Origin of the sequence: Litorivicinus lipolyticus (assembly GCF_009650135.1) — a bacterium.
GTDB lineage: Bacteria > Pseudomonadota > Gammaproteobacteria > Pseudomonadales > Litorivicinaceae > Litorivicinus > Litorivicinus lipolyticus.
Genome location: NZ_CP045871.1, coordinates 501,281 through 524,997 on the forward strand (window position 1 = coordinate 501,281; position 23,717 = coordinate 524,997).

General features: G+C 61.0%; 27 protein-coding genes. 16 read left to right on the plus strand and 11 right to left on the minus strand.

Translation table 11 applies throughout. The features are described from left to right. Positions 1-66: 66 nt before the first annotated feature. The 4 genes from GH975_RS02550 (at position 67) to rimI (ending at position 3,229) form a co-directional block, all read left to right on the plus strand. Positions 67-276 carry a cold-shock protein gene (locus GH975_RS02550; protein WP_153713009.1) on the plus strand — a complete coding sequence of 70 codons (210 nt, stop codon included), beginning with the start codon at positions 67-69 and terminating at the stop codon, positions 274-276. 291 nt (positions 277-567) lie between these two features. Next, a complete protein-coding gene (locus GH975_RS02555) occupies positions 568-2,115 on the plus strand; it encodes a 2-isopropylmalate synthase (RefSeq protein WP_211365827.1) in 1,548 nt (515 codons plus the stop codon). Beyond that, the gene (locus tag GH975_RS02560) at positions 2,112-2,795 is read left to right on the plus strand and encodes a hypothetical protein (protein WP_153713011.1); all 684 of its coding nucleotides are present in this window, start codon (positions 2,112-2,114) and stop codon (positions 2,793-2,795) included. The genes GH975_RS02555 and GH975_RS02560 overlap by 4 nt, the downstream gene beginning before the upstream one ends. Continuing rightward, a complete protein-coding gene (gene rimI, locus GH975_RS02565; protein WP_153713012.1) occupies positions 2,759-3,229 on the plus strand; it encodes a ribosomal protein S18-alanine N-acetyltransferase in 471 nt (156 codons plus the stop codon). The genes GH975_RS02560 and rimI overlap by 37 nt, the downstream gene beginning before the upstream one ends. On the opposite strand, the gene GH975_RS02570 is transcribed toward rimI, so the two are convergent. Beyond that, entirely contained in the window at positions 3,226-4,926 is a 1,701-nt protein-coding gene (locus GH975_RS02570) for a beta-ketoacyl synthase (RefSeq protein ID WP_153713013.1), read from the minus strand. The two genes, rimI and GH975_RS02570, sit on opposite strands and share 4 nt — an antisense overlap. 62 nt (positions 4,927-4,988) lie before the next feature. Between GH975_RS02570 and moaC the strand changes: the two genes are divergently transcribed. The 5 genes from moaC to GH975_RS02595 are packed head-to-tail and all read left to right on the plus strand — an operon-like array spanning position 4,989 to position 7,755. Next, on the plus strand, positions 4,989-5,462 hold the full coding sequence (gene moaC / locus GH975_RS02575; RefSeq protein ID WP_153713014.1) for a cyclic pyranopterin monophosphate synthase MoaC: 474 nt from the start codon (positions 4,989-4,991) through the stop codon (positions 5,460-5,462). Then, positions 5,449-5,679, plus strand: a complete 231-nt coding sequence (locus tag GH975_RS02580) for a MoaD/ThiS family protein (protein WP_153713015.1) — start codon at positions 5,449-5,451, stop codon at positions 5,677-5,679. Before moaC ends, GH975_RS02580 begins: the two co-directional genes overlap by 14 nt. Positions 5,680-5,682: 3 nt before the next feature. Further along, positions 5,683-6,096 (plus strand): molybdenum cofactor biosynthesis protein MoaE, encoded by a 414-nt coding sequence (locus tag GH975_RS02585; RefSeq protein ID WP_153713016.1) that lies wholly within the window; start codon positions 5,683-5,685, stop codon positions 6,094-6,096. Beyond that, on the plus strand, positions 6,093-6,605 hold the full coding sequence (moaB, locus tag GH975_RS02590; protein WP_211365828.1) for a molybdenum cofactor biosynthesis protein B: 513 nt from the start codon (positions 6,093-6,095) through the stop codon (positions 6,603-6,605). The genes GH975_RS02585 and moaB overlap by 4 nt, the downstream gene beginning before the upstream one ends. Further along, entirely contained in the window at positions 6,589-7,755 is a 1,167-nt protein-coding gene (locus tag GH975_RS02595; protein WP_153713018.1) for a molybdopterin molybdotransferase MoeA, read from the plus strand. The genes moaB and GH975_RS02595 overlap by 17 nt, the downstream gene beginning before the upstream one ends. Here GH975_RS02595 and GH975_RS02600 read toward each other — a convergent pair. The 5 genes from GH975_RS02600 to GH975_RS02620 form a co-directional block, all read right to left on the minus strand. Next, positions 7,752-8,645, minus strand: coding sequence for an AEC family transporter (locus GH975_RS02600; RefSeq protein WP_153713019.1), 894 nt, complete (start codon positions 8,643-8,645; stop codon positions 7,752-7,754). The genes GH975_RS02595 and GH975_RS02600 overlap by 4 nt on opposite strands. A 77-nt stretch (positions 8,646-8,722) precedes the next feature. Next, positions 8,723-10,699, minus strand: a complete 1,977-nt coding sequence (locus GH975_RS02605) for a transketolase family protein (protein ID WP_153713020.1) — start codon at positions 10,697-10,699, stop codon at positions 8,723-8,725. Then, positions 10,699-11,454, minus strand: coding sequence for an SDR family NAD(P)-dependent oxidoreductase (locus GH975_RS02610; RefSeq protein ID WP_153713021.1), 756 nt, complete (start codon positions 11,452-11,454; stop codon positions 10,699-10,701). Before GH975_RS02610 ends, GH975_RS02605 begins: the two co-directional genes overlap by 1 nt. Before the next feature lie 18 nt (positions 11,455-11,472). Further along, on the minus strand, positions 11,473-12,510 hold the full coding sequence (locus GH975_RS02615) for a transketolase family protein (RefSeq protein ID WP_153713022.1): 1,038 nt from the start codon (positions 12,508-12,510) through the stop codon (positions 11,473-11,475). Beyond that, positions 12,507-13,340 carry a transketolase gene (locus GH975_RS02620; protein ID WP_153713023.1) on the minus strand — a complete coding sequence of 278 codons (834 nt, stop codon included), beginning with the start codon at positions 13,338-13,340 and terminating at the stop codon, positions 12,507-12,509. Before GH975_RS02620 ends, GH975_RS02615 begins: the two co-directional genes overlap by 4 nt. Positions 13,341-13,478: 138 nt before the next feature. Here GH975_RS02620 and GH975_RS02625 point away from each other — a divergent pair, with 138 nt between their 5' ends. After that, positions 13,479-14,402 (plus strand): LysR family transcriptional regulator, encoded by a 924-nt coding sequence (locus GH975_RS02625; RefSeq protein WP_153713024.1) that lies wholly within the window; start codon positions 13,479-13,481, stop codon positions 14,400-14,402. Here the strand turns inward: GH975_RS02625 and GH975_RS02630 are convergent. Further along, on the minus strand, positions 14,399-15,325 hold the full coding sequence (locus GH975_RS02630) for a sugar kinase (RefSeq protein WP_153713025.1): 927 nt from the start codon (positions 15,323-15,325) through the stop codon (positions 14,399-14,401). The genes GH975_RS02625 and GH975_RS02630 overlap by 4 nt on opposite strands. Before the next feature lie 65 nt (positions 15,326-15,390). On the opposite strand from GH975_RS02630, the gene GH975_RS02635 reads away from it, so the two are divergent. Then, positions 15,391-15,993: an HAD family hydrolase gene (locus tag GH975_RS02635; RefSeq protein ID WP_153713026.1), complete on the plus strand. Its 603-nt coding sequence runs from the start codon at positions 15,391-15,393 to the stop codon at positions 15,991-15,993. Here GH975_RS02635 and GH975_RS02640 read toward each other — a convergent pair. The 3 genes from GH975_RS02640 to GH975_RS02650 are packed head-to-tail and all read right to left on the minus strand — an operon-like array spanning position 15,990 to position 18,984. Beyond that, positions 15,990-16,454, minus strand: coding sequence for a DUF2938 domain-containing protein (locus GH975_RS02640; RefSeq protein ID WP_211365829.1), 465 nt, complete (start codon positions 16,452-16,454; stop codon positions 15,990-15,992). The two genes, GH975_RS02635 and GH975_RS02640, sit on opposite strands and share 4 nt — an antisense overlap. A 2-nt stretch (positions 16,455-16,456) precedes the next feature. Next, positions 16,457-17,203, minus strand: coding sequence for an SDR family oxidoreductase (locus GH975_RS02645; protein WP_153713027.1), 747 nt, complete (start codon positions 17,201-17,203; stop codon positions 16,457-16,459). Then, positions 17,203-18,984: an IlvD/Edd family dehydratase gene (locus tag GH975_RS02650; RefSeq protein ID WP_153713028.1), complete on the minus strand. Its 1,782-nt coding sequence runs from the start codon at positions 18,982-18,984 to the stop codon at positions 17,203-17,205. Before GH975_RS02650 ends, GH975_RS02645 begins: the two co-directional genes overlap by 1 nt. Before the next feature lie 94 nt (positions 18,985-19,078). Here GH975_RS02650 and GH975_RS02655 point away from each other — a divergent pair, with 94 nt between their 5' ends. The 5 genes from GH975_RS02655 to GH975_RS02675 are packed head-to-tail and all read left to right on the plus strand — an operon-like array spanning position 19,079 to position 22,741. Continuing rightward, entirely contained in the window at positions 19,079-19,801 is a 723-nt protein-coding gene (locus tag GH975_RS02655) for an AzlC family ABC transporter permease (protein ID WP_153713029.1), read from the plus strand. After that, a complete protein-coding gene (locus tag GH975_RS02660; protein ID WP_153713030.1) occupies positions 19,794-20,117 on the plus strand; it encodes an AzlD domain-containing protein in 324 nt (107 codons plus the stop codon). The genes GH975_RS02655 and GH975_RS02660 overlap by 8 nt, the downstream gene beginning before the upstream one ends. 16 nt (positions 20,118-20,133) lie before the next feature. Next, entirely contained in the window at positions 20,134-20,826 is a 693-nt protein-coding gene (locus GH975_RS02665; RefSeq protein WP_153713031.1) for an RraA family protein, read from the plus strand. 28 nt (positions 20,827-20,854) lie between these two features. Further along, positions 20,855-21,964 (plus strand): mandelate racemase/muconate lactonizing enzyme family protein, encoded by a 1,110-nt coding sequence (locus GH975_RS02670; RefSeq protein ID WP_153713032.1) that lies wholly within the window; start codon positions 20,855-20,857, stop codon positions 21,962-21,964. 15 nt (positions 21,965-21,979) lie between these two features. Beyond that, complete coding sequence (locus tag GH975_RS02675; RefSeq protein ID WP_153713033.1) at positions 21,980-22,741, plus strand: SDR family NAD(P)-dependent oxidoreductase; 762 nt, start codon at positions 21,980-21,982, stop codon at positions 22,739-22,741. Here the strand turns inward: GH975_RS02675 and GH975_RS02680 are convergent, their stop codons facing one another. Then, the gene (locus GH975_RS02680) at positions 22,742-23,659 is read right to left on the minus strand and encodes an NAD(P)-dependent oxidoreductase (RefSeq protein WP_153713034.1); all 918 of its coding nucleotides are present in this window, start codon (positions 23,657-23,659) and stop codon (positions 22,742-22,744) included. It abuts the gene before it with no gap. Positions 23,660-23,717 lie beyond the last annotated feature (58 nt).

Sequence of the window (23,717 nt, forward strand, 5' to 3'; positions counted from 1 at the left end):
TACCGTCCGGCGTCGGCACTAGGTCACGACCGGTTTTTTAAAAGTCAGAAAAGGTATACTCGAGCAATGTCCGAGAAGCAAAACGGAACCGTTAAGTGGTTCAACGAAAGTAAAGGCTACGGCTTCATCCAACGTGATGGCGGCGCTGACCTGTTTGTTCACTTCAGCAACATTTCTGGTAGCGGATTCCGCACCCTTCAAGAAGGTCAGCCTGTGACTTTCACTGAAGGTACTGGCCAGAAAGGTCCTCAAGCCGAGAACGTTGAACCTGCCTAAGGTCTGACTGCTCAGTTTGTAACGAGAGCGCCTGCATTTGCGGGCGTTTTTGTATGCGTTATTTTTGACGCTTGTCAGCGCGTGCAAACGCCGCTATGTTTCAAGTATGAACTCACACACTCCCACAGCGTTCTCGCTGACCGGCCTTCTGGCTGCGTTGACCTGTGTGTGCTCGCTACGCGCCCTGCTACGACTGCCCTGAGGGGCATATTATTTTTTACCCAACAGGTCTGACTAATTTCGTAGCAACTCTTTAAGATAGGGCTGGCGCGTCCGCCCAAAGGAATAATGATGACAACAAACAATTTGGTGATCTTTGACACCACCATGCGTGATGGCGAGCAGTCGCCGGGCGCGTCTATGAGCCGCGATGAAAAAGTGCGCATCGGCAAGACCCTCGAGCGTCTCGGTGTTGATGTTATGGAAGCCGGCTTTGCAATCGCCAGCAAAGGCGACTTCGAGGCAGTCCGCGCGGTCGCCAGTGTGGTTAAAGAGAGCACGGTCTGTTCGTTGGCACGTGCCCACGACAAAGACATTGAAGCGGCGGCTGAGGCGCTGGAGCCGGCGGCGCGTAAGCGTATTCACACCTTTATCGCGACCAGCCCGATCCATATGAAGTACAAGCTCAAGATGGAGCCGGACCAGGTTGTTGAACAGGCTGTGGCCGCCGTTAAGAAGGCCCGTCAATACTGCGATGACGTTGAATTCAGTGCCGAAGACGCGGGTCGCTCGGACCCAGACTTTTTATGCCGAATTTTTGAGGCCGTGATTGCCGCCGGTGCCGGAACGATCAATATCCCCGACACGGTCGGCTATGCCTTGCCGCATGAATTCGGTGCCCTGGTGGGCGACGTCATGGCGCGCACCGCCAACTCGGATCGCGCGATTTTCAGCGTCCACTGCCACAACGACCTGGGTTTGGCCGTCGCCAACTCGTTGGCCGCGGTTCAACAGGGTGCCCGTCAGGTCGAGTGCACCATCAACGGCTTGGGCGAGCGCGCGGGCAATGCCAGCCTCGAAGAAATCGTCATGGCGATGCGCGTGCGCAAAGACTTGATGGCCTTGGATACGCGTATTGATACCACCCAAATCGTTCCGGCGAGCCGTTTGGTATCCAGCATCACCGGGTTCGCGGTCCAGCCCAACAAAGCCATCGTCGGTGCCAATGCCTTTGCGCACGAAGCGGGCATTCACCAGGATGGCGTGCTCAAGCACCGCGAGACCTATGAAATTATGGCCGCCGAGGACGTCGGTTGGTCGGCTAACCGGATGGTGCTCGGCAAGCACTCGGGGCGTGCTGCCTTCAAGAGCCGTTTGGAAGAGCTGGGGATTGAGCCGGGTGACGACAATGACTTTGGCGATGCCTTTGTGCGCTTCAAAGCATTGGCGGACAAAAAACACGACATTTTCGACGAAGACTTGGTTGCGTTGGTTTCGGGTAATGAAAGTATGGACGGGGCGGCCATGTTCACCTTGACCAACTTGAACGTGACCAGCCAGTTAGGCACCAACCCCAATGCCGCGGTGTCGCTGGATGTTCAGGGCGAGGGTGTCGATTCCAGTGCCCAGGGCGACGGCCCCGTAGATGCGGTGTTCAAGGCGATTGAGAAAATTGCCCAGTCCGGCTGCGAGCAAAAACTTTATAACGTCAACGCGATCACTTCGGGCACCGAGTCCCAAGGTGAAGTCACGGTCCGTCTGGAGCGCGCAGGGCGCATCGTTAATGGCGTCGGTGCGGACACCGATATTGTCGTTGCCAGCGCCAAGGCCTACTTGCACGCCTTGAACCAAATGATGCGACCCCAGCTGCGCCAGCATCCGCAGGCCAGCGGCGTTTGATCGCACCGGGAATCGGTCAGGGCGGGCGCGATCCTGCCATTGCTCGTGCGGCGCTGGAGCACATGGGTATCACGCCTTGGGTGTTGCGGGAGCGTGTAGCCGAGCCGATTAGCCAGCCCGTTGGCAAGCCGATTGCCAAAGCAGCGCCGGCTGCACCGCTCGCTGCTCGTGAACCTGAACGCGCCGCGATTGTTATTCCCAAGCCCGAGCCAGTGGTTGCTAAGTCGCGGGAGCCCGCTGAAGACACCGAGTCTGAACCTGCGCCGAGTGACCGTGTTGAACCAGTCTTTTTTGCCTGCATGCAGCGCGGCGAGTTGTTGGTGATGGCACAGCTACCCAGTTGGTCCAATGGCTTGCTGGAGCACGTCAGCGCCGGCTTCCTCAAGGATCTGTTGGGGCATTTGCCGGACGGCGAAGCACCGCGTGACGTGATGGCGATCAATTTGCCAGACCAGACCCAATACGATGTGCGCGCCATGGTCCAGGGGCGTCTGATGCGCGAGCGCGGCCGTGGGGTCAAACGTTGCTTGCTGCTGTCGGATCTGTCCGCATTGGTGGCGCCGGCGGTCCCGACCGAAATGGCGCTGTTCGAGGCGCCAGGCCTGCAAACACTGTGGGAATCCGGTTCGGCTAAGCAAGCCCTGTGGGCGCTGGTTCAGCGGTTGTCGGGTTCGGTTTGAACCTGCGGCCGATGACCGACGCGGATTTGCCGATGGTGGCCGAGGTTGAGGCCGCGGCGTACAGCCACCCCTGGTCGATGAACGTGATTCGCGGCTGCATCAAAATGCGTTACGACGCCTGGGTCGCCGAATTGGAAGGGGTGATTCGCGGGCACCTGTTTATCCAATGCGTGCTGGACGAAGCGCATTTGCTAAACGTATGCGTCCATCCGACTCTGCAAGGTCAGGGCTTTGGGCGCCAATTAGTCGCCCACGCCGAGGCCCGTTGCGAGCAGCTGGGGGCGTCACGGATTATTTTGGAAGTGCGGCCTTCAAACAAGCCGGCGCGGCGGTTGTATCGCGATGCCGGCTTCGAGCGTATCGGCGTTCGCCCGGGTTATTACCCCGGACACGGCAGCCGTGAAGATGCCTGGGTGCTGTCTAAGTACCTTTAGAGTTTCAGGTCCGGGAAGGGATGCGGAATGTTCAGGTCGACCCCTCGATCCCAGCCCGGCACTTTCAATGCGCCACTGCTGATTTGAATATCGTTGCCGTCGATGACGTCCTCGCCGAAATGGTATTGGACGTTGAAGTCGGCGCGCGCACTGCGCACGCGATAGTCATCGCTGGCAGTCAGTACCGATTCGTTGCGGTGTTCCCACGCGGTCATGTCGTGGCGTTTGGCCATCATCGCACGGGTCACGTCGGGGCCGGCGACTAACGCGGTCGCGTTATTACCGCCAAACCCTTTGGCGTTCAAAAAGCAGCCCGGCGGCAGGTCGAGTTGGCGATCGTGCATCACGAAATCCAAGCCCGCGGTGTGGACGTCGTCGGCCAGCGCCGCGGTGGTTTGGATGCCCGGCAGCCAGCCGCTGGCAAAGGTGCCCAGTGCGTTGGCCATTTGATCGCCGCCCGCGGTGCCTTGCGAGTGGCCGATAAAGGCCTTGATCGCAGTGACCGGCCAGTGCGCGCCCATGGCTTGGGCAACCTGGCTTAGTACGTGAGATTCGGTGACTCGGTTTTGTGGCGTACTGGTGCCGTGCGCGTGCACAAACATGCGGCGCATGTCGGTGTCGCCAAATAGCGTACGGGCCAAACCGGCAGCCTTGGCCATGGTCAAATAGTTGCCGGCGCCGGGGGCTGAAATGCTGCGTTTGGGGCCGTCGGCGTTGACGAACAGGCCGGGCACGCTGCCCATCACGCGGGCGCCAGTTTCGGCCGCTAATTCGTCGTCCATTAACAGCATGAACTGAGCGCCCTCGGCGATCGTGAAACCGCAGTTGTTGCCAAAGGGGCGGCTGGCTTGGCGCCAGTTAACCCTTTGTTCCGCGCTTAGGTTATCGATCGCTCGCAACCCGGCTTCGTCCGCCAGCGCGCTCATGGCGCGGAAGCCTTCGACCACTTCCGGCACGATCGGGGCATCGGCCCCGCCGACCACGGCGATACGGGCCTGGCCGGTTTGGATGGCGTGGCAGGCATTGGCTAGGTTGTAAAGGAAGCTGGCACAGGCCCCTTGAACGGCACCGGTCGAACCTAAGGTTCCGAGCACATAGGCGTTGACGAAGTCCGCGGGCATTTGCGGATACCCCAGCGGCAGTTGCTTGGATGACACTCGTTTACCGAACAATGCCGCTTGCAGCATGCCACCAAAGCCTTGGTTGTCGAGTTGGCCGATGCTGTTGCCGGCGTAAACCGCGACCTGGTCCGGGGCGATGCGCTGGCGCAAGCTGTGCCAGTCCAGGCCGCTGGCGGCCATCATGTCGCTGGCGGCGAACACCGTCATTTGCAGCGCACGCGGATGGGCGCGCGATTTGTAAAGGTCGGCCGGGCGAAAGCCCGTTGGCAGCATACCGGCGCTGCGAACCGGGCTGTTGCGATCCGTATCGGCCCACATGTCGTCGCTGCGCCGGCGTGCATGCAGCGCGCTGGGGTTGTACCAGTCCGGATGGATTTCTCGAATCAGACTGTCGTTCAGCATTGCGTCGACGCTGGCATCGGGGCGTCCGGTCAGTGCGCGCAATTCGTCAATGACGCCGGACTGTTGTGCCGCGGGCAGGCTGGGGTAGACCATGCGCATCAAGTCGCTGTGGAAGGCGCTGCGTCCTGCTGCGTTGATTCCGCCAACGGAAACAATGATGGGTAACTGGGCCACCCGCTACTCCTTTGTTTTTGATCGCGCTAGAATACTCGCTCCCAACCTCGAAGACTATGATAATGAACGGATTTACGCACACAGATGCGGCCGGTAACGCGCGAATGGTCGATGTCTCTGAAAAATCGATTACCCGTCGGGTTGCTGTGGCCGAGGGCTACTTGATCACGCGACCGGATGTGATTCAACGTATTCAAACCCAAAATATCGCAAAAGGCGACGTGCTCGCGGTGGCACGCGTGGCCGGGATCATGGCGGCTAAGCGCACGCCGGATTTGATTCCGCTATGCCATGGCCTGCCGATGGATGGCTGCGAGGTGGAATTGACCTGTCAGGACGATCGCGTGCGGATTCAAGCAACCTGCCTAATCGACGCCAAAACCGGTATCGAAATGGAAGCTTTGACTGCGGTCAGCGTAGCGGCGTTGACGCTGTACGACATGTGCAAGGCGGTCGACAAGGCCATGCGCATCGAAGGCGTGCGGTTGCTGTCGAAAACCGGTGGCAAAAGCGGTGATTACCATGCCGACCGTTAACCTGGTGTTTCTGGCTGCGTTTCGTGACGTCGCCGGTACCGACCGCACCACCGTCGAGGCGGCGACGCCGCGCGCGGCTCTGGCCCAGCTCGGAATTTTGGATGCGCTGGTGGCCCAGACACCCATTGTCGCCGTCAATCAGCGCATTTGTGACTTGGATATAGCGCTGTCCAGTGGCGATGAAGTGGCCTTGATGCCACCGATGACCGGGGGCTAGATCATGGTCAAAGTACAGCGCGATCCGTTCGATCCCGGCGCCTTGCAACAGGCCCTGACCGGCAACGAAGCAGTCGGTGCGGTGGTCACCTTTACCGGTTACGTGCGCCAAACCGACACCCTCGAATTGGAACATTACCCGGGCATGACCGAGGCTGTGATGGACGACTTGCGCAGCCAAGCAATCACGCGTTTTTCGTTGCACGGCGCGGTTTTGGTACACCGGGTTGGGCCGCTTCAAACCAATGACCCGATTGTCTGGGTCGGCGTCAGTGCGCCGCACCGGGTTGACGCGTTTCAGGGGGCGATGTTTTTGATGGATCACCTCAAGTCATCTGTGCCGCTGTGGAAAAAAGAGCAGGGTCAATGGCTGCGTCCCAGTGAGCACGACAAATCCAGTATCGAGGCATGGTCATGAGTGAAGCATTACATTGTGCGGTATTGACGGCCTCCGATAGCCGCGACTTGAGCACCGATACCAGCGGTCAATACCTGCATGACGCCCTAGAAAGCATGGGCCATCGGGTCATGTTTCGCGAGTTGCTACCCGACGATCCTTACCACATTCGCGCTCAGGTGTGCCGCTGGGCCGCGGACGCCGACCCGCAGGTGATACTGATTACCGGTGGTACGGGATTTAGCGGCCGCGACGGCACCGTCGAGGCGATACGGCCGATTTTGGACACCGAAATCGAGGGCTTTGGCGAGCTATTCCGCCAGCTCAGCTACCAAGACATCGGCAGCTCCACGGTCCAGTCGCGGGCCATGGCGGGGCTGTCAAACAACACCTTTATTGCGTGCTTGCCTGGCTCCGGCGGCGCATGCCGTTTGGCGTTTGAGCGCATCCTGCGCGAGCAACTGGATAGCACCCACAAGCCCTGCAACTTCGTCAACTTGCTGCTGCGTGGCGATGCTCGACGTAGCTGAGGCCCGTGCGCGCTTACTGGCGGCCATAACCCCGGCTGATTTGGTTGGTCGGCGCTTGGCCTTGGCCGAGGCCGCCGGCCAAATTGCCGCGTTGGATGTCGATGCGCGGGTCGCTAACCCGCCGTTTCGGCGCGCCGTGATGGACGGCTATGCCTGTCGTGCGGCCGATTTGCCTGGCCCCTTGCCGGTTGCCTTTGAAGTGCCGGCGGGTTCGGCGCAGACCCACCTGGACGCCGGTCAGTGCGCGCGTATTTTTACCGGTGCTCCGGTACCCGACGGCGCAGACGTGGTGGTTCCCCAGGAAAACCTGCGCGCTCACGAGGGCGGTGTGCTGTTGGATCCCAGCACCCAGGCCTGGATCCGTCCGGTTGGCGACGACATTCAAATCGGTCAACGCCTGGTCAGCGCCGGCCAGGCCCTAGGCCCGGTCGAGCTAGGTTTGTTGGCGGCTGGGGGGCACGCGGACGTGGCCGTTCAGTCCGCCCTCAAGGTCGCACTGATCACTACCGGTGACGAGGTCCGCCCGCCCGGAAGCGCGCTGGAAAGCGGCCAGATTCACAGCTCCAACGCGGTCTCGCTGATGGCGTTATTGGCCGGGTGGGGCGTTCAGGCCGAACACCACCACATCGCCGACGATTACCAGGCAATGGTGTCGGCCTTGTCCGAGCTCTCGGCACGGTGCGATTTGGTGGTGACCGTGGGCGGCGTCAGTGCCGGTGACTACGACTGGGTTCGTCCAGCCATCCAAGCGCTTGGCCAGATCGAGTCGTATCGGGTTCGCATGAAGCCCGGAAAGCCATTTGCCTTTGGCCAGATTGGCACCACGCCGGTGTGCTGCGTGCCGGGTAATCCGGCCAGTGCATTGGTCACCAGTTTGCTGTTTGTGTGGCCGGCGATCCAGGCCCTGCGCGGCCAACAACATGGCGATGTGCGCTTGCCGGTGCGCGCCAAGTTTACGACAACGGCGGCCCAGCGCAGGCGTTTCCTGAGGGTGCGCTGGGACGGCGATGGCCTGCGTGTCCATGCCAATCAAGACAGCGGGTCGATCACGCCGATGGCATGGGCCACGGGGCTGGCGGAAATTGCTCCGGACACCGCCGTGGCCGACGGTGATAGCCTCGTTTATTGGCCGTTTAGTCAGTGGTTCTAAAGCACAAAAAACAAGGTCGCCGGGATAATCACTAGGCCGCCGATGTTGCCGATCAAGACGATCGGCGCCACCAGTTCCGGCTGTTGGTTTTGGCGTTCGGCGACAATGTAATTCAGCACCGCCGGCGGCAGTGACGCAAACAACCACACATAGGCGGTGTTGACGGCCGACAGGTCCAGCCAGTAGACCACTGGAATCGCCATCAGCAAGCCGGTCCCGGGGCCAATCAGAGCGCTCCATAGGCCGATTTTCCACTGCGAAAAATCGACATCATTCATGCGCACACCCAATGCAAACAGCAGCAGCGGGATCGACACCTGCCCCAGCATTTCCAGCGAAATGGACAGGGTCTTGGCCATCGGCAAGTCCAGTAAACTCCAGGCAATGCCCAGGAAAGTCGCCGCGATCATGGGTTGGGTCAGCAGCTTGAACGGGTTTTTATCCGCCCCAACCATGTAAGCCCCAAGCGTGAAGTGAATGGTGTTACTGACGACGAACAGCATCACCGCGGCGGGCAGTGCGGTCTCGCCAAACGCCAGCACCAACAGCGGCAAACCCAGGTTGCCACAGTTGTTAAACATCATCGGCGGGACAAAGGTTTTGACCTGGACGCCGAGCACTCGGCACAGCGGCCAGGCCAACAGCCCGGAGCCCAACACAATGACCGTAACGGCAACCGCCAGGTCCAGGTAAGCGGTGATGTCAAAGGCCTGGGACGACATCACGCCGAAAATCAGCGCGGGCAAAAATACGTCGGTGTTGATCTTGTTCGAGACCGACATGTCGGTGCTGCGATAACGGCCATACACATAGCCGACCGCGACCACAGCGAACAGCGCAAACACGATCTCGAAGGTCTTTTGAAAGATCGCCAGTAACTGGGCGTCCATGGAGGTCCTTAGCGGGTCAACTGCAAAGGGCGAGTATCGTTACTTATGACCCGATTGAGTAGCGATTTTTGACCGATTTATTGCCCCAGTCGCTGTTGGACCGCGCTGACGATGGCCTCGGCGCTGATCCCAAAATGTTCGTATAACTGCTCCGCTGGCCCGGATAATCCATAGCCGTGCATGCCGATAAAGAGATCGCTCGGTGATAACCACTGATCCCAGCCAAAGCGCACCGCGGCTTCGACCCCGACGCGCAAATGCCCGCTGCCCAGTACGTCTTGGCGATAGGCCTCGGTTTGCTCGGCAAACAGTTCCCAGCACGGCAATGACACGACGGCGGTGGCGATGCCGAGGGCTTCCAGCCGCGCGCGTGCGTCGCAGGCAATCGCCACTTCCGACCCGGTCGCCAGCAGCGTCACTTGGCGCGGCCCGGATTGGGCGGGCTGTAATACATAGCCACCGTGCGCGCACGGGTTGCCGCTGAGCCCTGGTGCGCGCACCCGCACCAGGTCTTGCTTGGCGAACACCAAGGCACAGGGTGCGTCATCAATACCCAGCGCAATTTCCCAGCACTCCGCCGCCTCGACGGCGTCAGCGGGGCGCATTAGGTACAGGTTCGGCATGGCCCGAAACGACGCCAAAAATTCAACCGGTTGGTGGGTCGGACCGTTGCGCCCGACGCCAATCGAGTCGTGGCTGAACACATATTTCACCGCTAGCCCCATCAGCGCCGCCATGCGAATTGAGGCCCGTTCGTAGTCCGAGAACGCCAGGTAGGTTACCGCCAGCGGTATCACGCCACCGTGTGCCGCCATGCCGTTGGCCATTGCCGCCATGGCGTGTTCGCGAATGCCGCAATGCAGGTACCCGCCGTCGGGCATGTCGGGTGTAAACGCCGTCAGGCCGCGTTTGTGCGAGGTCGGCGCCTCCAGATCGGCACACCCGACCAGTCGCTCTGGCAACCAGGGCCCGAGCAAATCATTGATTTCGGCCGACGCTATGATGCCGGCAATGGGGGCATTGCTGGACAGCGCGCGGCGCTTGTAATCGTTCAAGCACGCGACCAGTCCATCGGGCAGCGTAGCGCTTTGTTGGCGGTCCCATTGGCGACGTTGGCTGCTGAGCAACGCCGCATGCGCGGCCTGCCACGCCCGGTACGCCGGCCGGCTTTGGTCGGCAAAGGTGCGCCACACCGATAAGACCTCGGATGGGATTTCAAAGGCCGGATGCGGCCACCCTAATAGGGCTCGGGCAGCCGCGGCGTCGTCACTAAATAGGCGCGCGCTGTGCCCGGCGCGCAGGCCTTGGACACGCGGCAAGCCGCGGCCGATGACGGTGGCGCAGGCAATCAGCGATGGCCTTGGGTCCTGTTTGGCGGCGGCGATGGCGACGGATACCGCGGCGCTATCGTGGCCGTCGACTTCGCACACATGCCACCCGGCGACTCGGAATCGCGCGGCCACGTCTTCGCTGATCGACAGTTGCGTGCTGCCGTCGTCGGTGATTTTGTTGTCATCCCACAGAAAAATCAGGCGACCCAGTTTCAGGTGCCCGGCCAGCGAGATGGTTTCCTGGCCGATGCCTTCTTGCAGGCAGCCGTCGCCGACAAAGGCATAGGTGTAGTGGTTGACCATGGCGTCGCCAAAGCGCGCCCTCTGGTGGGCCTCGGCGACCGCCATGCCCATGGCGTTGGCAATGCCCTGGCCAAGCGGTCCCGTGGTCACTTCGATGCCCGCTTCGGGTTCGTACTCGGGGTGGCCGGCACAGATCGAGCCCAGTTCGCGAAACCCTTGGATTGCGTCCAGTGAAACCTGGGTATAGCCCGTTAAATACAACAGCGAATACAGCAACATCGAGCCGTGTCCGTTGGACAGCACGACCCGGTCGCGATCCGGCCAGGTCGGATCGGCGGGGTTGAACTTTAGATGATCCCGGTACAGCGCGGTGGCAATGTCGGCCATGCCCAGTGGCACGCCCTGATGGCCTTCGCCGGCCTTGACGATGGCATCGATCGACAGCATACGAATCGCATTCGCGAGGGTTTGACTGTCCATCAGTGAATCAACGAGCCGCCGTTAACGTCGACCTCGGAGCCGGTCACGTACGACGCCAACGACGATGCCAAAAACAAACAGCACCCGGCGACTTCATCCGCGCGTCCCGGGCGTCCCAGCGGAATTCCGGCCTTAATCCCGACCAGCATATCGTCGGTCAGTTTGCCTGCCGTGATGTCGGTTGCGATGAACCCGGGGCAGACCGCATTGACGCGGATGCCGTCGACGGCCAGTTCGCGCGCTGACGCCTTGGTTAAGCCCAAGATGCCGGCTTTGGCGGCGGAGTAGTGTGGGCCGCCGAAAATACCGCCGCCGCGCTGAGCCGAAACTGATGAAATATTGACGATGGACCCTCGCTGGCGCCGGCGTAGGTGCGGCGTCACGGCCTGGGTCATATACAGCGTGCCACGCAGATTTACGTCCAGCACGGCGTCGTAGTTCGCGCCTTGTATGTCCATCAGTTTCAACGGCTGGGTGATGCCTGCGTTATTGATCAGCACATCAATTTGCCCCCATTGGGCCAACAGCTGATCGACCGCGCGCTGGCAGGCGTCACGATCGGTGACATCGCACGCCAGCCCAATGTGCCCGGGACCCAGGTCGGCGGCCGCGCCTTGTGCCGCGGTTAAATCCAGGTCCAAAATGGCCACGGTGGCGCCGTGCTCGGCGAACAACCGTGCGCTGGCTTTGCCCAAGCCGTTAGCCGAGGCGGCGCCGGTGATGATGGCGAATTGACCGGACAGTAATCCTGACATGGCGGTGGGTTCCTTAGGTTAGTGGGCGAGCCAGTGTTTGACCTGGCGCACCACGGCGTCGGTCGAAATGCCGTATTGGTCGTGCAGCACGGGTAGCGCGCCGGCATCTAGAAATTCATCCGGCAGTCCGATCATGCGAAACGCGGGGGTGACGCCGTTTTGTAACAGGGCGCTGGCGACTGACTCGCCGAGGCCGCCGATGACGCTGTGGTTTTCAGCGGTCACCACCAAACGCCCGGGCTTGGCGCAGTGCTTGACTAGGGTGGCCACGTCCAGCGGCTTAATGGTCGGGCAATGCAACACGCCGCAATGGATGCCGTCGACCCGTAGCAACCGCATGGCTTCGATCGTGCGCATGGTCATGAACCCGGATGACACGAACAGCACTTCCGCCCCGTCTTCGAGCAATTGCGCTTTGCCCAACTCAAATTGGTAGTCGTATTGATCCAAGATGCTGGGCACCTGACCGCGCAACAGCCGCATATAAACCGGCCCTTTATGGGCCGCGATGGCGTGCGTGGCTTGATGGATTTCCAGGGCGTCGCAGGGATCGACGATGGTCAGGTTGGGCAGACCACGAAAGATCGCCAGGTCCTCGGTGGCCTGGTGGCTGGGGCCATACCCGGTGGTTAAACCGGGCAAGGCACAGACCATTTTGACGTCCAGGTTGTCCTCGGCGATGGCCATGGCAATAAAGTCGTAGGCGCGGCGGGCGGCAAACACCGCGTAGGTGGTCGCAAAGGGCGTCAATCCCTCTTTGGCCAGTCCCGCGGCGGCGCTGAACATGACCTGTTCGGCCATGCCCATTTGATAAAAGCGTTCGGGGAAGGCCTCGGCAAAAACGTGCAGGTCGGTGTACTTGCCCAGGTCCGCAGTCAGCCCCACGACATCGTCACGTTGGTGCGCGATTTCGACCAGCGCGTGGCCAAAGGGTGCGCTGACGGTGGGCAGGCCCTCGGCGCCTAATGACGCAATCATTGCCGACGTTAATTGGCGCTCGGCGGCATCGACTGGCGTGCGAGCCAGCCACTTTGAACGGCGACGGCTAAGGCTCATTGCGGCTTCCCCTGTTGCAGTATGTCCAAGGCGAGCGCCCACTCCTGTTCGTCGACCCGAACAAAGTGCGCGATCTCGCGGGCTTCCAAAAACGGCACCCCTTTACACATGGTGGTGTCGCAAATGATGGCCCGCGGCACCGGCTCGGGGTGATGGCGGGCGCGGTCAAATGCCTCGACCAGGGCGTTCAGGTCGTTGCCATCGACGCGTTGGGTGTACCAGCCAAAGGCCTCGAACTTTTGGTCGACCGGTTCCGATGACAGCACCTGGCGTGAGCATCCGTCGGCCTGTTGGTTGTTAAAATCAACCAGGCAGATCAGGTTGTCCAGGGCGTGGTGGGCGGCTGACATCGCCGCCTCCCAGGTTGAGCCTTCGCCCAGTTCGCCATCGGACATCAGGTTGTAAATGAAACACTCCGAGCGCTTGCGTTTAAGCCCCAGCGCCATGCCGACGCCGATGCCCAGCCCCTGTCCAAGCGAGCCACCGGTGATTTCCATGCCCGGGGTATACGAGGCCATGCCCGACATCGGCAACCGGCTGTCGTCCGTGCCGTAGGTTTCCAGTTCAAGCGCCGGGATCACGCCTTTTTCGATCAGTGCCGCGTACAACGCGATTGCGTAGTGGCCGATCGACAGCAAAAACCGGTCGCGCCCTTCCCATTCCGGGTCATCGGCGTGCATGTCCATGGCGTGAAAATAGGCCACTGCCAGCACGTCGGCGACGCCGAGGGCTTGACCGACATAGCCTTGTTTTTGGACCGCGCCCATGCGCACGGCGTGGTGACGAATGCCCCAGGCGTGTCGGGCCAGAGCCGGAAGGTCAGCAGACATAGGCGCTCTCGTTGTTTTTGTTAGGCGTTGATTTTTGGCCGCATTCGGCGCATTTTCAATGCGAATCTATTAACTTAATGTTTAGCTGGGCTTCACTAATGGCGTCGGCGTATTTTTCCTCGGAGGTAACGAGTCCGCATGTCGCGCGATCCCAGTTTGAATGCCATGGTCTATTTCGAATCGGTCGCGCGTACCGGCCGCGTCGCCAAAGCCGCCGAACAGCTGGGGGTGTCGCCGTCCGCGGTCAGCCAGCAAATTAAACTGTTGGAGAATCTGCTTGGGGTGGCGCTGTTTCGCCGCGACAAACGCGAGCTGAGCCTGACGCTGGAGGGTGAACAGATGTTCACCGCAGCATCCTCGGCGTTTACCACCTTGGATGCCGCCCGCCGACGTATTACCCGTCAGCGCGAGCGCCAACAACTGATCGCTCGGGTCAGCCCCAGCTTTGGTGTGCGCTGGCTGGGTCAGCGATTGGTCGGCTTTATTGACGCCCACCCGGACTGGGATTTGCGCATTGACGCGACCGCTGACCCGACTAACTTTGACCGTGAAGTGGTGGATTTGGACCTGCGCTACGGCCACGGGCAGTGGCCTGGCCTGGTCAACCAATGCGTGATTCAAGACTCGGTTTTCCCCATGTGCAGCCCCGACTACCTGGCCCGCACCGCGGTCGACGAGGCACGCTATATCGACAGCACCCAGGCGGCTATTCAGTGGGATCGGTGGTGGGCCGAGCAGTCCATGACGCCGACGGGGGATTATGGCGCGCTGCGTTTTGAACGCTCATCCATGGCCATCCAGCAGGCCGTCAACGGAGTCGGCGTGGTGTTAGAGTCGGCGACCTTGGCATGGGACGAGTTGTCCGATGCGCGCTTGGTTCCCTGGGCCCCAGAGCAGGGCGCGCTGCGATTTCCAGCCTACTGGGCGGTCTGTCCACCCGGGCACGCCAATCGCAGGCTGCTGCGAGCGTTTATTGACTGGGTCCAGGCCGAGGGCACGGCCCACGAGTCGGCGATTCAGGCCTACTTGCTCGCCCATGCGATCCGAATCCAGCAGCCTTAATGCGTGGTCACAATAGCGCCGCGCTGCTGGATGACCTGGGCGGCCAGCGCATGGCCACGGCCTAGGCAGTGTTGGGTGTCCTGTCCGCCCATTAACGCAGCCAGGTAGCCGGCGTTGAAGCTGTCACCGGCGGCGGTCGTATCAATCGCCCGGACACTGGGCCCAAGATCGGCCAGAGGCGCACCACTGACCAGATCAAGCGGACCCTCAGCGCCGCGCTTTAGGGCGCCGGCGCGGAATGTGTATTGGGCCAGACGCTGGCGCACCGCGGTTTCATCCGCGTCCGCGTGCAGCGCCATTTCGTCGTCAACCGAGGGCAGGGCGATGTCGGTCCGCAGCCACATTTGATGATGGGCGGTTTGCGCCTGCTCGCGGCTATCCCACAGCTGCGGCCGGTAATTGCTGTCGTACACGGTTATGCCGCCGGCGGCGCGAAAATCATCCAGGTACTGAAACAGCCGCGCGCGGCCAGGTTCGGACAAAATGGCCAAGGAAATGCCGGACAGGACCACGACCGATGCGCCGCTTAGGGCGCTGTACGGCGGCCAGTCGGGGAATGAAAACAGTGTTTTCGCGGCCGAGTCGGAGCGCCAGTAGGTGAAGCTGCGCTCGCCCTGTTGATCGGTTTGGATGGCGTACAGTCCGGCGCCTTTGTCGGCGTGGCGGACGATCAAGTCGGTGTCCAGGCCGTGCTGCTGGGCTTGGTCGATCATCTGTTGTGAAAACGCATCGCGGCCGACCGCGCTCAGGTAGCGCACCTGCACGGTGCTGGGTAGGCAACGCTTTAGATACACCGCGGTATTGTAGGTGTCGCCGGCGACCGACAATTGGGCCTGGCCGGCGTCGCCGACGATTAACTCGGACATGACTTCACCGATCACGATGATCGATCCGGGTAACGAGGAAAACAGGGCTGCGGTCATGGCCACTCCTGGCGGTTGCTGTCGTGCGCGCGTTCGTGAAAGGATGATGCATACAGGAGATTCGCATGCTCAATTTGGATGCCTACGCCGGCATTATTTTCGATATGGACGGTACCTTGGTCGACTCGGTTGGCGGGCATCTTGACGCCTGGCAACAGGTCTGTGGGCGTTTTGGACTGCACTTCGATGGCGATTTTATTCATGCCCTCAGTGGCATGCCGTCCTGGGGCATCGCCGAGAAAATGCTGGCGCGCGACGCGGTTGATCATTGCCCACGGGCGATTGCCGAGGCCAAGTACCAGGCCTGGCTGGCGCTGGATCACCACCCGGACTTGATCGATCCGACCTATCGCGTGTTTCAGCACTACGAAGGGCGCGTGCCGATTGCGGTGGGTACCGGCGCCATTCGTCCGTGCGCAGAATTGATCTTGGCCCGCGTTGGAGTGCTGGATCGACTGTCCGCACTGGTCACCTCCAGCGACGTCGCGCGCGGTAAACCGGACGGTGAGACCTTTCATTCAGCCGCCGTTACCATGGGCGTCGAGCCACGCCGCTGCGTGGTCTTCGAGGACACTCAGGTCGGTGTCGATGCGGCCCATGACGCCGCCATGGACTGTTATTGGGTCGGTCCCGCCGGTCTTGAATTCAGGCCGCGCCCGGGTCACTAAACCAGCACCACCGGCAGGTACATACCGACACCGAATACCGTGTGGCCGATTAACCCCAGTGCGCGTCCTTTCCATGGACGTGGCGTGCGGCCAAGGGCCCAGCCCAGGCCCATGCCGGGCTGCAGTAAAAACCAGCCACCGGCAATGGTGACTAGGGCATACAGCCACAGCACGGGGAAGGTCGGTTGGGCAAACCAGGCCGGCCCGACCAGCAGTGCAAAGATCAGTCCAAAGGCCAAGCCGACGGCATAGTGAAACGCCCACCCGATCGCCAACTCGTGCCGGTGCGGCGGGGCGTCGCCAATGTCGTCGTGAAACACCCGAGTGCCTAAGTGCGACACCCAGCGCCCGACCCGAGCCCAATTCGGGCGGTCCGCGATGCCGGCTTTTTCGAGCAGATAACCCCAGGCGTCCAGCAACAAAGTACCGCACACACCCATGACCAAGCCCTGTAGCAGCACGCTTAGCCGCGCCCGATGTAAGGCATGTTGGTGGCCATTACGGTCATGAACTGCACGTTCACACCGAGCGGCAACTGGGCCATATTCAGCACGCTGTCGGCGACGTGTTTGACGTCCATGACCGGTTCGATTTCGATCCGTCCGTCGGCTTGGGGCATGCCCGTGGTCATCGATTGGGCCATATCGGTGAGGGCATTGCCGATGTCGATTTGGCTGCAGGCGATGGAAAACGGGCGACCATCCAGGCTGATCGAACGGGTTAGGCCGGTGACCGCGTGTTTGGACGTGGTGTAGGCGACCGATCCCCAGCGCGGCACGTGGGCCGAGACCGAACCGTTGTTGATGATGCGCCCGCCCTGGGGCGTTTGTTCGCGCATCAGCCCAAAGGCCGCCCGGGCACAGATAAAGGCCCCAGTGACGTTGATGTCGATCAGCGAACGCCAGTCCGCCACCGAGACTTCGTTAATCGGCTTACCTTTAACGGTGACACCGGCGTTGTTGAACAGCGCATCCAGTCGCCCCCAGTCGGCGGCCGCGGCTGCGAAGACGCGGTCAACGTCGGCTTCATCACTAACATCGCAGGCCATGACGCGGGCATTTGGGTGACCGTCGGCGGTCTCGACCAGCGCCTGTTCGCGCCGCCCGACCAGTCCAACCCGCCAGCCGGCGGCCAAGAAACGGTGCGCGGTGGCGCGCCCGACGCCGGAGCCGGCGCCGGTAATGATGATGGTTTGAGTGTCTGTGCTCATCAGTGGTTATCCCGTGGCAGTTGATGTCGAATTTTTTGGTAGGCGGTGGCCAGTTCCAAGCAACCGCCGTTGGACAGCTGGCCGACGTGGTTGCGGTAGATTTCTTGCCAGGGCGTTTGATGAACCAGCTGCGGCGGCTCCCAGGCGTCAATTCGGGCTTGCCATTCGTCGGCGTCGACCAAGGCCATCAGCGTCGATGCGTTCAAATCCAGGCGCACGCGGTCGCCGGTTTGAAGGTGCGCCAAGCCGCCGCCAACCACGCTTTCCGGGCTCGCGTTCAGAATTGATGGGCTTTCGGAAGTGCCGGATTGGCGCCCATCGCCGACCGTGGGCAGGTGGTAAATGCCCTGGCGAATCATGTCATCGGGCGGTTGCATGTTGACCACTTCGGCCGACCCTGGGTACCCGACACAGCCCACGCCGCGGATAAACAGTATCGTCTTGTCATCGATGTTCAGGGACGGGTCGTTGATCCGGTCGTGGTAGTCCTCGGGGCCTTCGAACATGACCGCGCGGGCTTCAAAGATACCCTCGTTTCCGGGTTGGGATAAAAAGCGCTGTTGGAAGTCTTCGGAAATGACGCTGGTTTTCATCAGTGCCGAGTCAAACAGGTTGCCCGACAGCACCTTAAAGCCCGCATCGTGACGCAGCGGCTGATCGTACGAGGTGATCACCATTAGGTCTTCGCTTTGCATGCCGGCAATGTTTTCGCCGGTGGTTTTGCCCGTTGCGGTGCGCGTGTCCATATGGATCCGCCCGGCCTTGGCCAGCTCGCCCATCACTGCGGGCACGCCGCCGGCACGGAAAAAGCTTTCACCCAGGAATTTACCGGCCGGTTGCATGTTGACCATCAGCGGCACGTCAAAGCCGATCGTTTCCCAGTCTTTGACCTCCAGGTCAACACCGATGTGGCGAGCCACGGCTTGCAGGTGCGGCGGCGCATTGGTCGAGCCGCCAATGGCGGTGTTGACCACAATCGCGTTTTCGAAGGCTTCGCGGGTCATGATGTCGGACGGTTTCAGATCTTCATGGACCATTTCGACGATGCGTTTGCCGGTCAGGTAGGCCATGCCCATGCGCTCGCGGTAGGGCGCCGGAATCGCCGAGTTGCCGGACAGGCTCATGCCCAAGGCCTCGGCCATGGCGTTCATGGTGCTGGCGGTGCCCATGGTGTTGCAGTGACCCAGCGATGGCGCGGATGAGCACACCCGCGACATGAACTCGTCAAAATCAATTTCGCCAGCGGCCAGTAAGCGTCGGCTTTCCCACACAATCATGCCGGACCCGGAGCGTTCGCCTTTCCACCAGCCATCCAGCATCGGACCACCATTTAATGCGATCGCCGGCAAGTCGACGGTGGCGGCACCCATCAACATCGCCGGGGTGGTCTTGTCACAGCCCGTGGTCAGCACCACACCGTCAATTGGGTAACCGTGCAGCACTTCAACCAACCCCAGATAGGTTAGGTTGCGATCCAGCGCGGCGGTCGGTCGCTTGCCGGTTTCTTGGATCGGATGAACCGGGAATTCCATCGGAATGCCGCCGGCCTCGCGGATGCCGTCTTTGATGCGATCCATCAGGTACACGTGAATTTTGTTGCACGGTGACAGGTCGCTGCCGGTTTGGGCAATGCCAATCACCGGCTTGCCGCTTTGCAGCTCATCGCGGGTAAAGGTCTGATTTTGGTAGCGCTCGACATACAAAGCCGTCATGCCCGGGTTGTTGGGATTATCAAACCATTCTTGTGAGCGAAATCGTTTGTTGGCTTTGGTATCGGACATGGAGCGGCTCCTGATTAAATTTATTTTATGCTACGCTTCCGGAGGAGTAGAATGGTATACCAAATAATTCGCAGAACACAATAAAAGGCGCGCGATGAACCTGAAACACCCCTGGAGCGGATTTTGGCGTGGCTGCGTGGACTGTTCGCCCTTTGTTGTGATCGTTATTCCGTATTCGTTGCTGTTTGGTGTCGTGGCCACCGATGCCGGTCTGAATCTGTTTGAAACGATGTCGATGTCGGTGCTGGTGATCGCGGGCGTCTCGCAATTTACCGCGCTGGCGCTGTTGCAAGACCAGGCGCCGGTGTTCATCGTGCTGTTGGCATCGTTGGCGGTTAATTTGCGCATGGCGATGTATTCGGCGGCCTTGGTGCCCTACCTCGGCCATGCCTCGATGCGGCTGCGTGCGTTGATGTCGTATTTGATGGTCGACCAGGCTTATGCGGTCGCCGTGCGTGCCTACGAAGCGGATCCACAGATGGGGCCAAGCACCCGCGTTGCCTACTATTTCGGCTGCATGAGCATGATCGGTCCTTTTTGGTACTTCTTTACCTTTATCGGTGCCTGGGCGGGCACCGCCATTCCGGCGTCGTGGTCACTCGAATTTGCGGTGCCGATTTGCTTCATCGCCTTGACCGCGCCGTTGCTGCAATCGTTATCACACGTGCTGGCGGCCTTGGCGGCAGCTGTTTCAGCCTTGGTGTTTGCCTTTTTGCCCTGGTCGTTGGGCCTGATCGTCGGCGCCAGTGTCGGCATTGTGGTCGGCGCTCAGGCCGAGTTGTGGGTCAATCGCCAGGCGCGGGTTGCCCATGATTGAGTCATCCACGTTTTGGCTGGTCACGCTGACGTTGGGCCTCGGCACCTTTTTGATCCGCTTTTCGTTTCTCGGATTTTGGGGTGCCCGGCCTATCCCTGACTGGGCCCGGCTGCACCTGAAATACGTCGGCACTGCGGTGTTTCCGGCGCTGGTGGTGCCCCTGGTGGTGTGGCCGCCGGCGACCGACGGAGTGTTCGATCCCGTGCGATTTGTCGCCGCACTGGCGGCGCTGCTAGCGGGGCTGCGTTTCGGCGTGGTGTGGGCGATTGTGCTGGGCATGGGGACCTTGTATACCCTGCAATATGTGTTGAATTAAGCGAGGACGCGACGCGATGTTAGAAGAACCCCCCGTATTAAAACTGTGCCGGTCCATAGCGCGACCGACGGCCCGTCAAATTCAAGCCTTCGAAGGCGTGCCCACGGGTTTTGTATGCGATGCCTTGGGCGGGCAGGGGGCACTGGACCGGTCGATTAGGCCGCTGGTTGCGCGGGCAGACGCGGTTCATGTGGTTGGCCCAGCGGTGGTGGCGGATAACGGTCCGGCCGATTTGCTGGCGACCTTGGGTGGCTTGCACCTAATCCAGCCGGGTGATGTGTTGGTAGCGGCGGTGCACGGTCATCAAGGCTGTGCTGCGGTCGGTGATCTGGTTTGTGGCATGCTCAAAAATCGCGGCGCGCGGGCGCTGGTGACCGATGGGGTGGTGCGCGATTACGCCGGCCTAATGCAGGTTGATTTGCCGCTGTGGTGCACCGGGCTCAGCCCCAATTCTCCCTTTGCCAAAGGCCCTGGAACGGCGGGGTTCGGCGCCCAAATTGGCGGTCGCCAGGTCAACTCCGGCGATCTGGTGGTGGCCGATGCCGACGGCGTGGTGACGGTGCCTTTTGCGCGCATCGACGAGATCATTGCGCAACTGGATGCGATCCGCGAAGCCGAGGCCGAGATGGACGCCAAGGTCGCGGATGGACTGGGCAATTTGCCCGTGGTCGAAGACTTATTATCCAGCGGTGGGGCCGTCTGGGACTGACCCACGCACTAACCCGGGAGTAACGCCAATGACCGCGATAATTACCGCCCTCACCACCCAGGTCTTCGATGTGCCGCTGGCTGAAGTATTGGTCGATGCGAAGCACGGTGATCATACCCATTTCGAGCTGGCCACCGTCACCGTAAAGCTGAGTGACGGCCGCGATGGCACCGGTTACACCTACACCGGTGGCAAGGGTGGGCGCGCGATCGCCGCGATGATCGAACATGACCTGACCGGGCTATTGCTCGGGCAACCGGCGGATGATGTCGAGGCGTTATACGACGCCATGCAGTGGCACATTCATTATGTCGGCCGCGGCGGGGTTGCGTCCTTTGCGATTTCCGCGATCGACGTCGCGCTGTGGGACCTGCGTTGCAAGGCGCTGGGACAACCGCTGTGGCAGGTCGCCGGGGGCGCCGGTGATCGCTGCCGGGCCTACGGAGGGGGGATTGATTTGGGCTTTCCGTTACCGAAGTTGCTGCGCTCGATCCAAAGTTACCTGGACGCCGGCATGAACGGCGTCAAAATCAAAGTCGGCCAGCCAACCCTGGCGGCGGACGTCGAGCGCGTGGCGGCGGTGCGTGAATTGATTGGACCGGCGCGCAAGCTGATGGTCGATGCCAACTATTCGATGAGCGTGGCCGAGGCGATCGACGCGGCCAACGCCTTTAAGCCCTATGATTTATTGTGGTTCGAAGAGCCCACCATTCCGGATGATTACGTGGGCTTCGCACGCATTGCCGAGCAAACCGGCATGCCACTGGCGATGGGCGAAAACCTGCACACCCTGCATGAATTTGAATACGCCTTTGCCCAGGCCCGCCTGAGTTTCATACAGCCGGACGCCTCGAACTGCGGTGGTATTACCGGGTGGCTTCAGGTCGCAAAACTCAGCGAGCGTCACGGTTTGCCAGTCTGTAGCCACGGCATGCAAGAGCTGCACGTCAGTTTGATGGCGGCGCGGCCGAATGCCGGTTGGATGGAAGTGCACAGTTTTCCGATCGATCAGTACACCATGCGGCCGTTGGTGATCGAGCAACACCTAGCGGTGGCCCCGAACGAGGCTGGGATCGGTGTGACCTTTGATTGGGACAAATTACACGCGGCGCATCGCTCGATGCACGCACCCACCTGATAGCACGGAGCCGGTATGAGCACGAATAATCAGTATGCATTGCAGGGACAGCGGGCGGTCGTCACCGGCGGTGCCCAGGGTATTGGCTACGCCGTAGCGGGGCGCTTGCTGGCTAACGGCTGTCGAGTCGCGTTGTGGGACCTGAATGACGACCGAGTCAACGCCGCGGCGGCTGAATTGCGTCAACTGGGTGACTGCCGTGGGGTGGTGTGCGATGTCAGCCGTTTTGAGTCGGTCCAGCAGGCCCAGGCCGATACGGACGGTGAATGGGGCGGCATCGATATACTGGTCAATAGCGCCGGTATCGCAGGCCCTAACGCCAGCGTCGAGGACTATCCGGTGGCCGACTTTGAACGGGTCATGCAGATTAATTTGATGGGCACGTTTTTCACCAACAAGGTGGTGGTCGCCGGCATGCGCGCGCGCAATTACGGCCGGATCGTCAATATCGCGTCGATCGCCGGCAAGGAAGGCAACCCCCAAGCGGGCGCCTACAGCGCCTCAAAGGCGGGCGTCATTGGCCTGACCAAATCACTGGGCAAAGAGTTAGCCGGGCATAATGTCGCGGTCAACTGCATCACACCGGCGGCCGCGCGTACGCCCATTTTCGAGCAGATGTCGGACGAATTTATTCAATACATGCTGTCGAAAATCCCGCGCAATCGGTTTCTGGAAGTCGACGAGGTGTCGGCCATGGTGGCCTGGCTGGTCAGCCCGGAAAACTCCTTTACCACCGGTGCAGTGTTTGACCTGTCCGGTGGCCGGGCGACCTACTAACTAGCGCGTCTTGCGCACCACCGCATCGATATCCAAGCCGTTTAGGCGGCCGACGTGATCGCACAGCTGGGGCACGAAATCTTCGCCCGCACCCTGGGCCAGCGCGTGGGTGTAGTAATGCCGTGCGGCGGACGACATGACGTTCATGACGCCGGCATCACAGGCCATGTCATTGACGTAGCCGATGTCCTTGGCCATGTTGTTGATGGAAAATTTGTGGGCGTCGCGATCACGTTCACAGACGTACTGCATAAAGGTATTAAAAAACCCAGATCCCAGGCGGCTCGGGCCGATCACCTCGCGAAAGGTGTGCGGACTCAGGCCGACGCTTGACGCCAGTGACACCGCTTCGGAGTACAGGGCGGCGTAGCTGGCACCTAAAAAGTTCATCAGCAGTTTCATTTGGTGACCACTGCCCGTATCGCCAATGCGCGTGATGGTGCCGGCCCAGCAATCAATCACCGGTTTGATCGTATCGAATAGCTCCGCGGGGCATCCGACCATGGCATCCAATTCGCCGGCCTCGGCCTCTTTGGGCGTGCGCCCCAGTGGTGCATCGACCAGGGTGCAGCCCTGAGCGCTCATGTCCGCGGCTAACTTCAAGGTCACCGCCGGGTCCGAGGTCGAGGTGTCGATGACGATCAGGCCTCGGCGCTGGGCGCTTAATAGCCCATCCGGTCCCAGTATCGCGTCGCTGACTTGGGCTGAGTTGGACAGGCACAGGTGAATGATGTCGCAGTGCTCGGCCATCTGGCGCAGGCTGCCGGCTTCCTGGGCCCCCAGTCCGAGCAAGCTGTCGATTGGTGTGCGGTTGCGGTTGCCCTTGATCCACAGGGGGTAGCCCCGGGCCAGAATATTTTTTGCCATGCCGTGGCCCATAAAGCCGACGCCGACGAATCCGATGGTGGGGTGTGTCATTGAGTGCGCTCCGGTGTGTGCAGTGTCAATCAGTTTGACATTTAGCAAACGGTATACC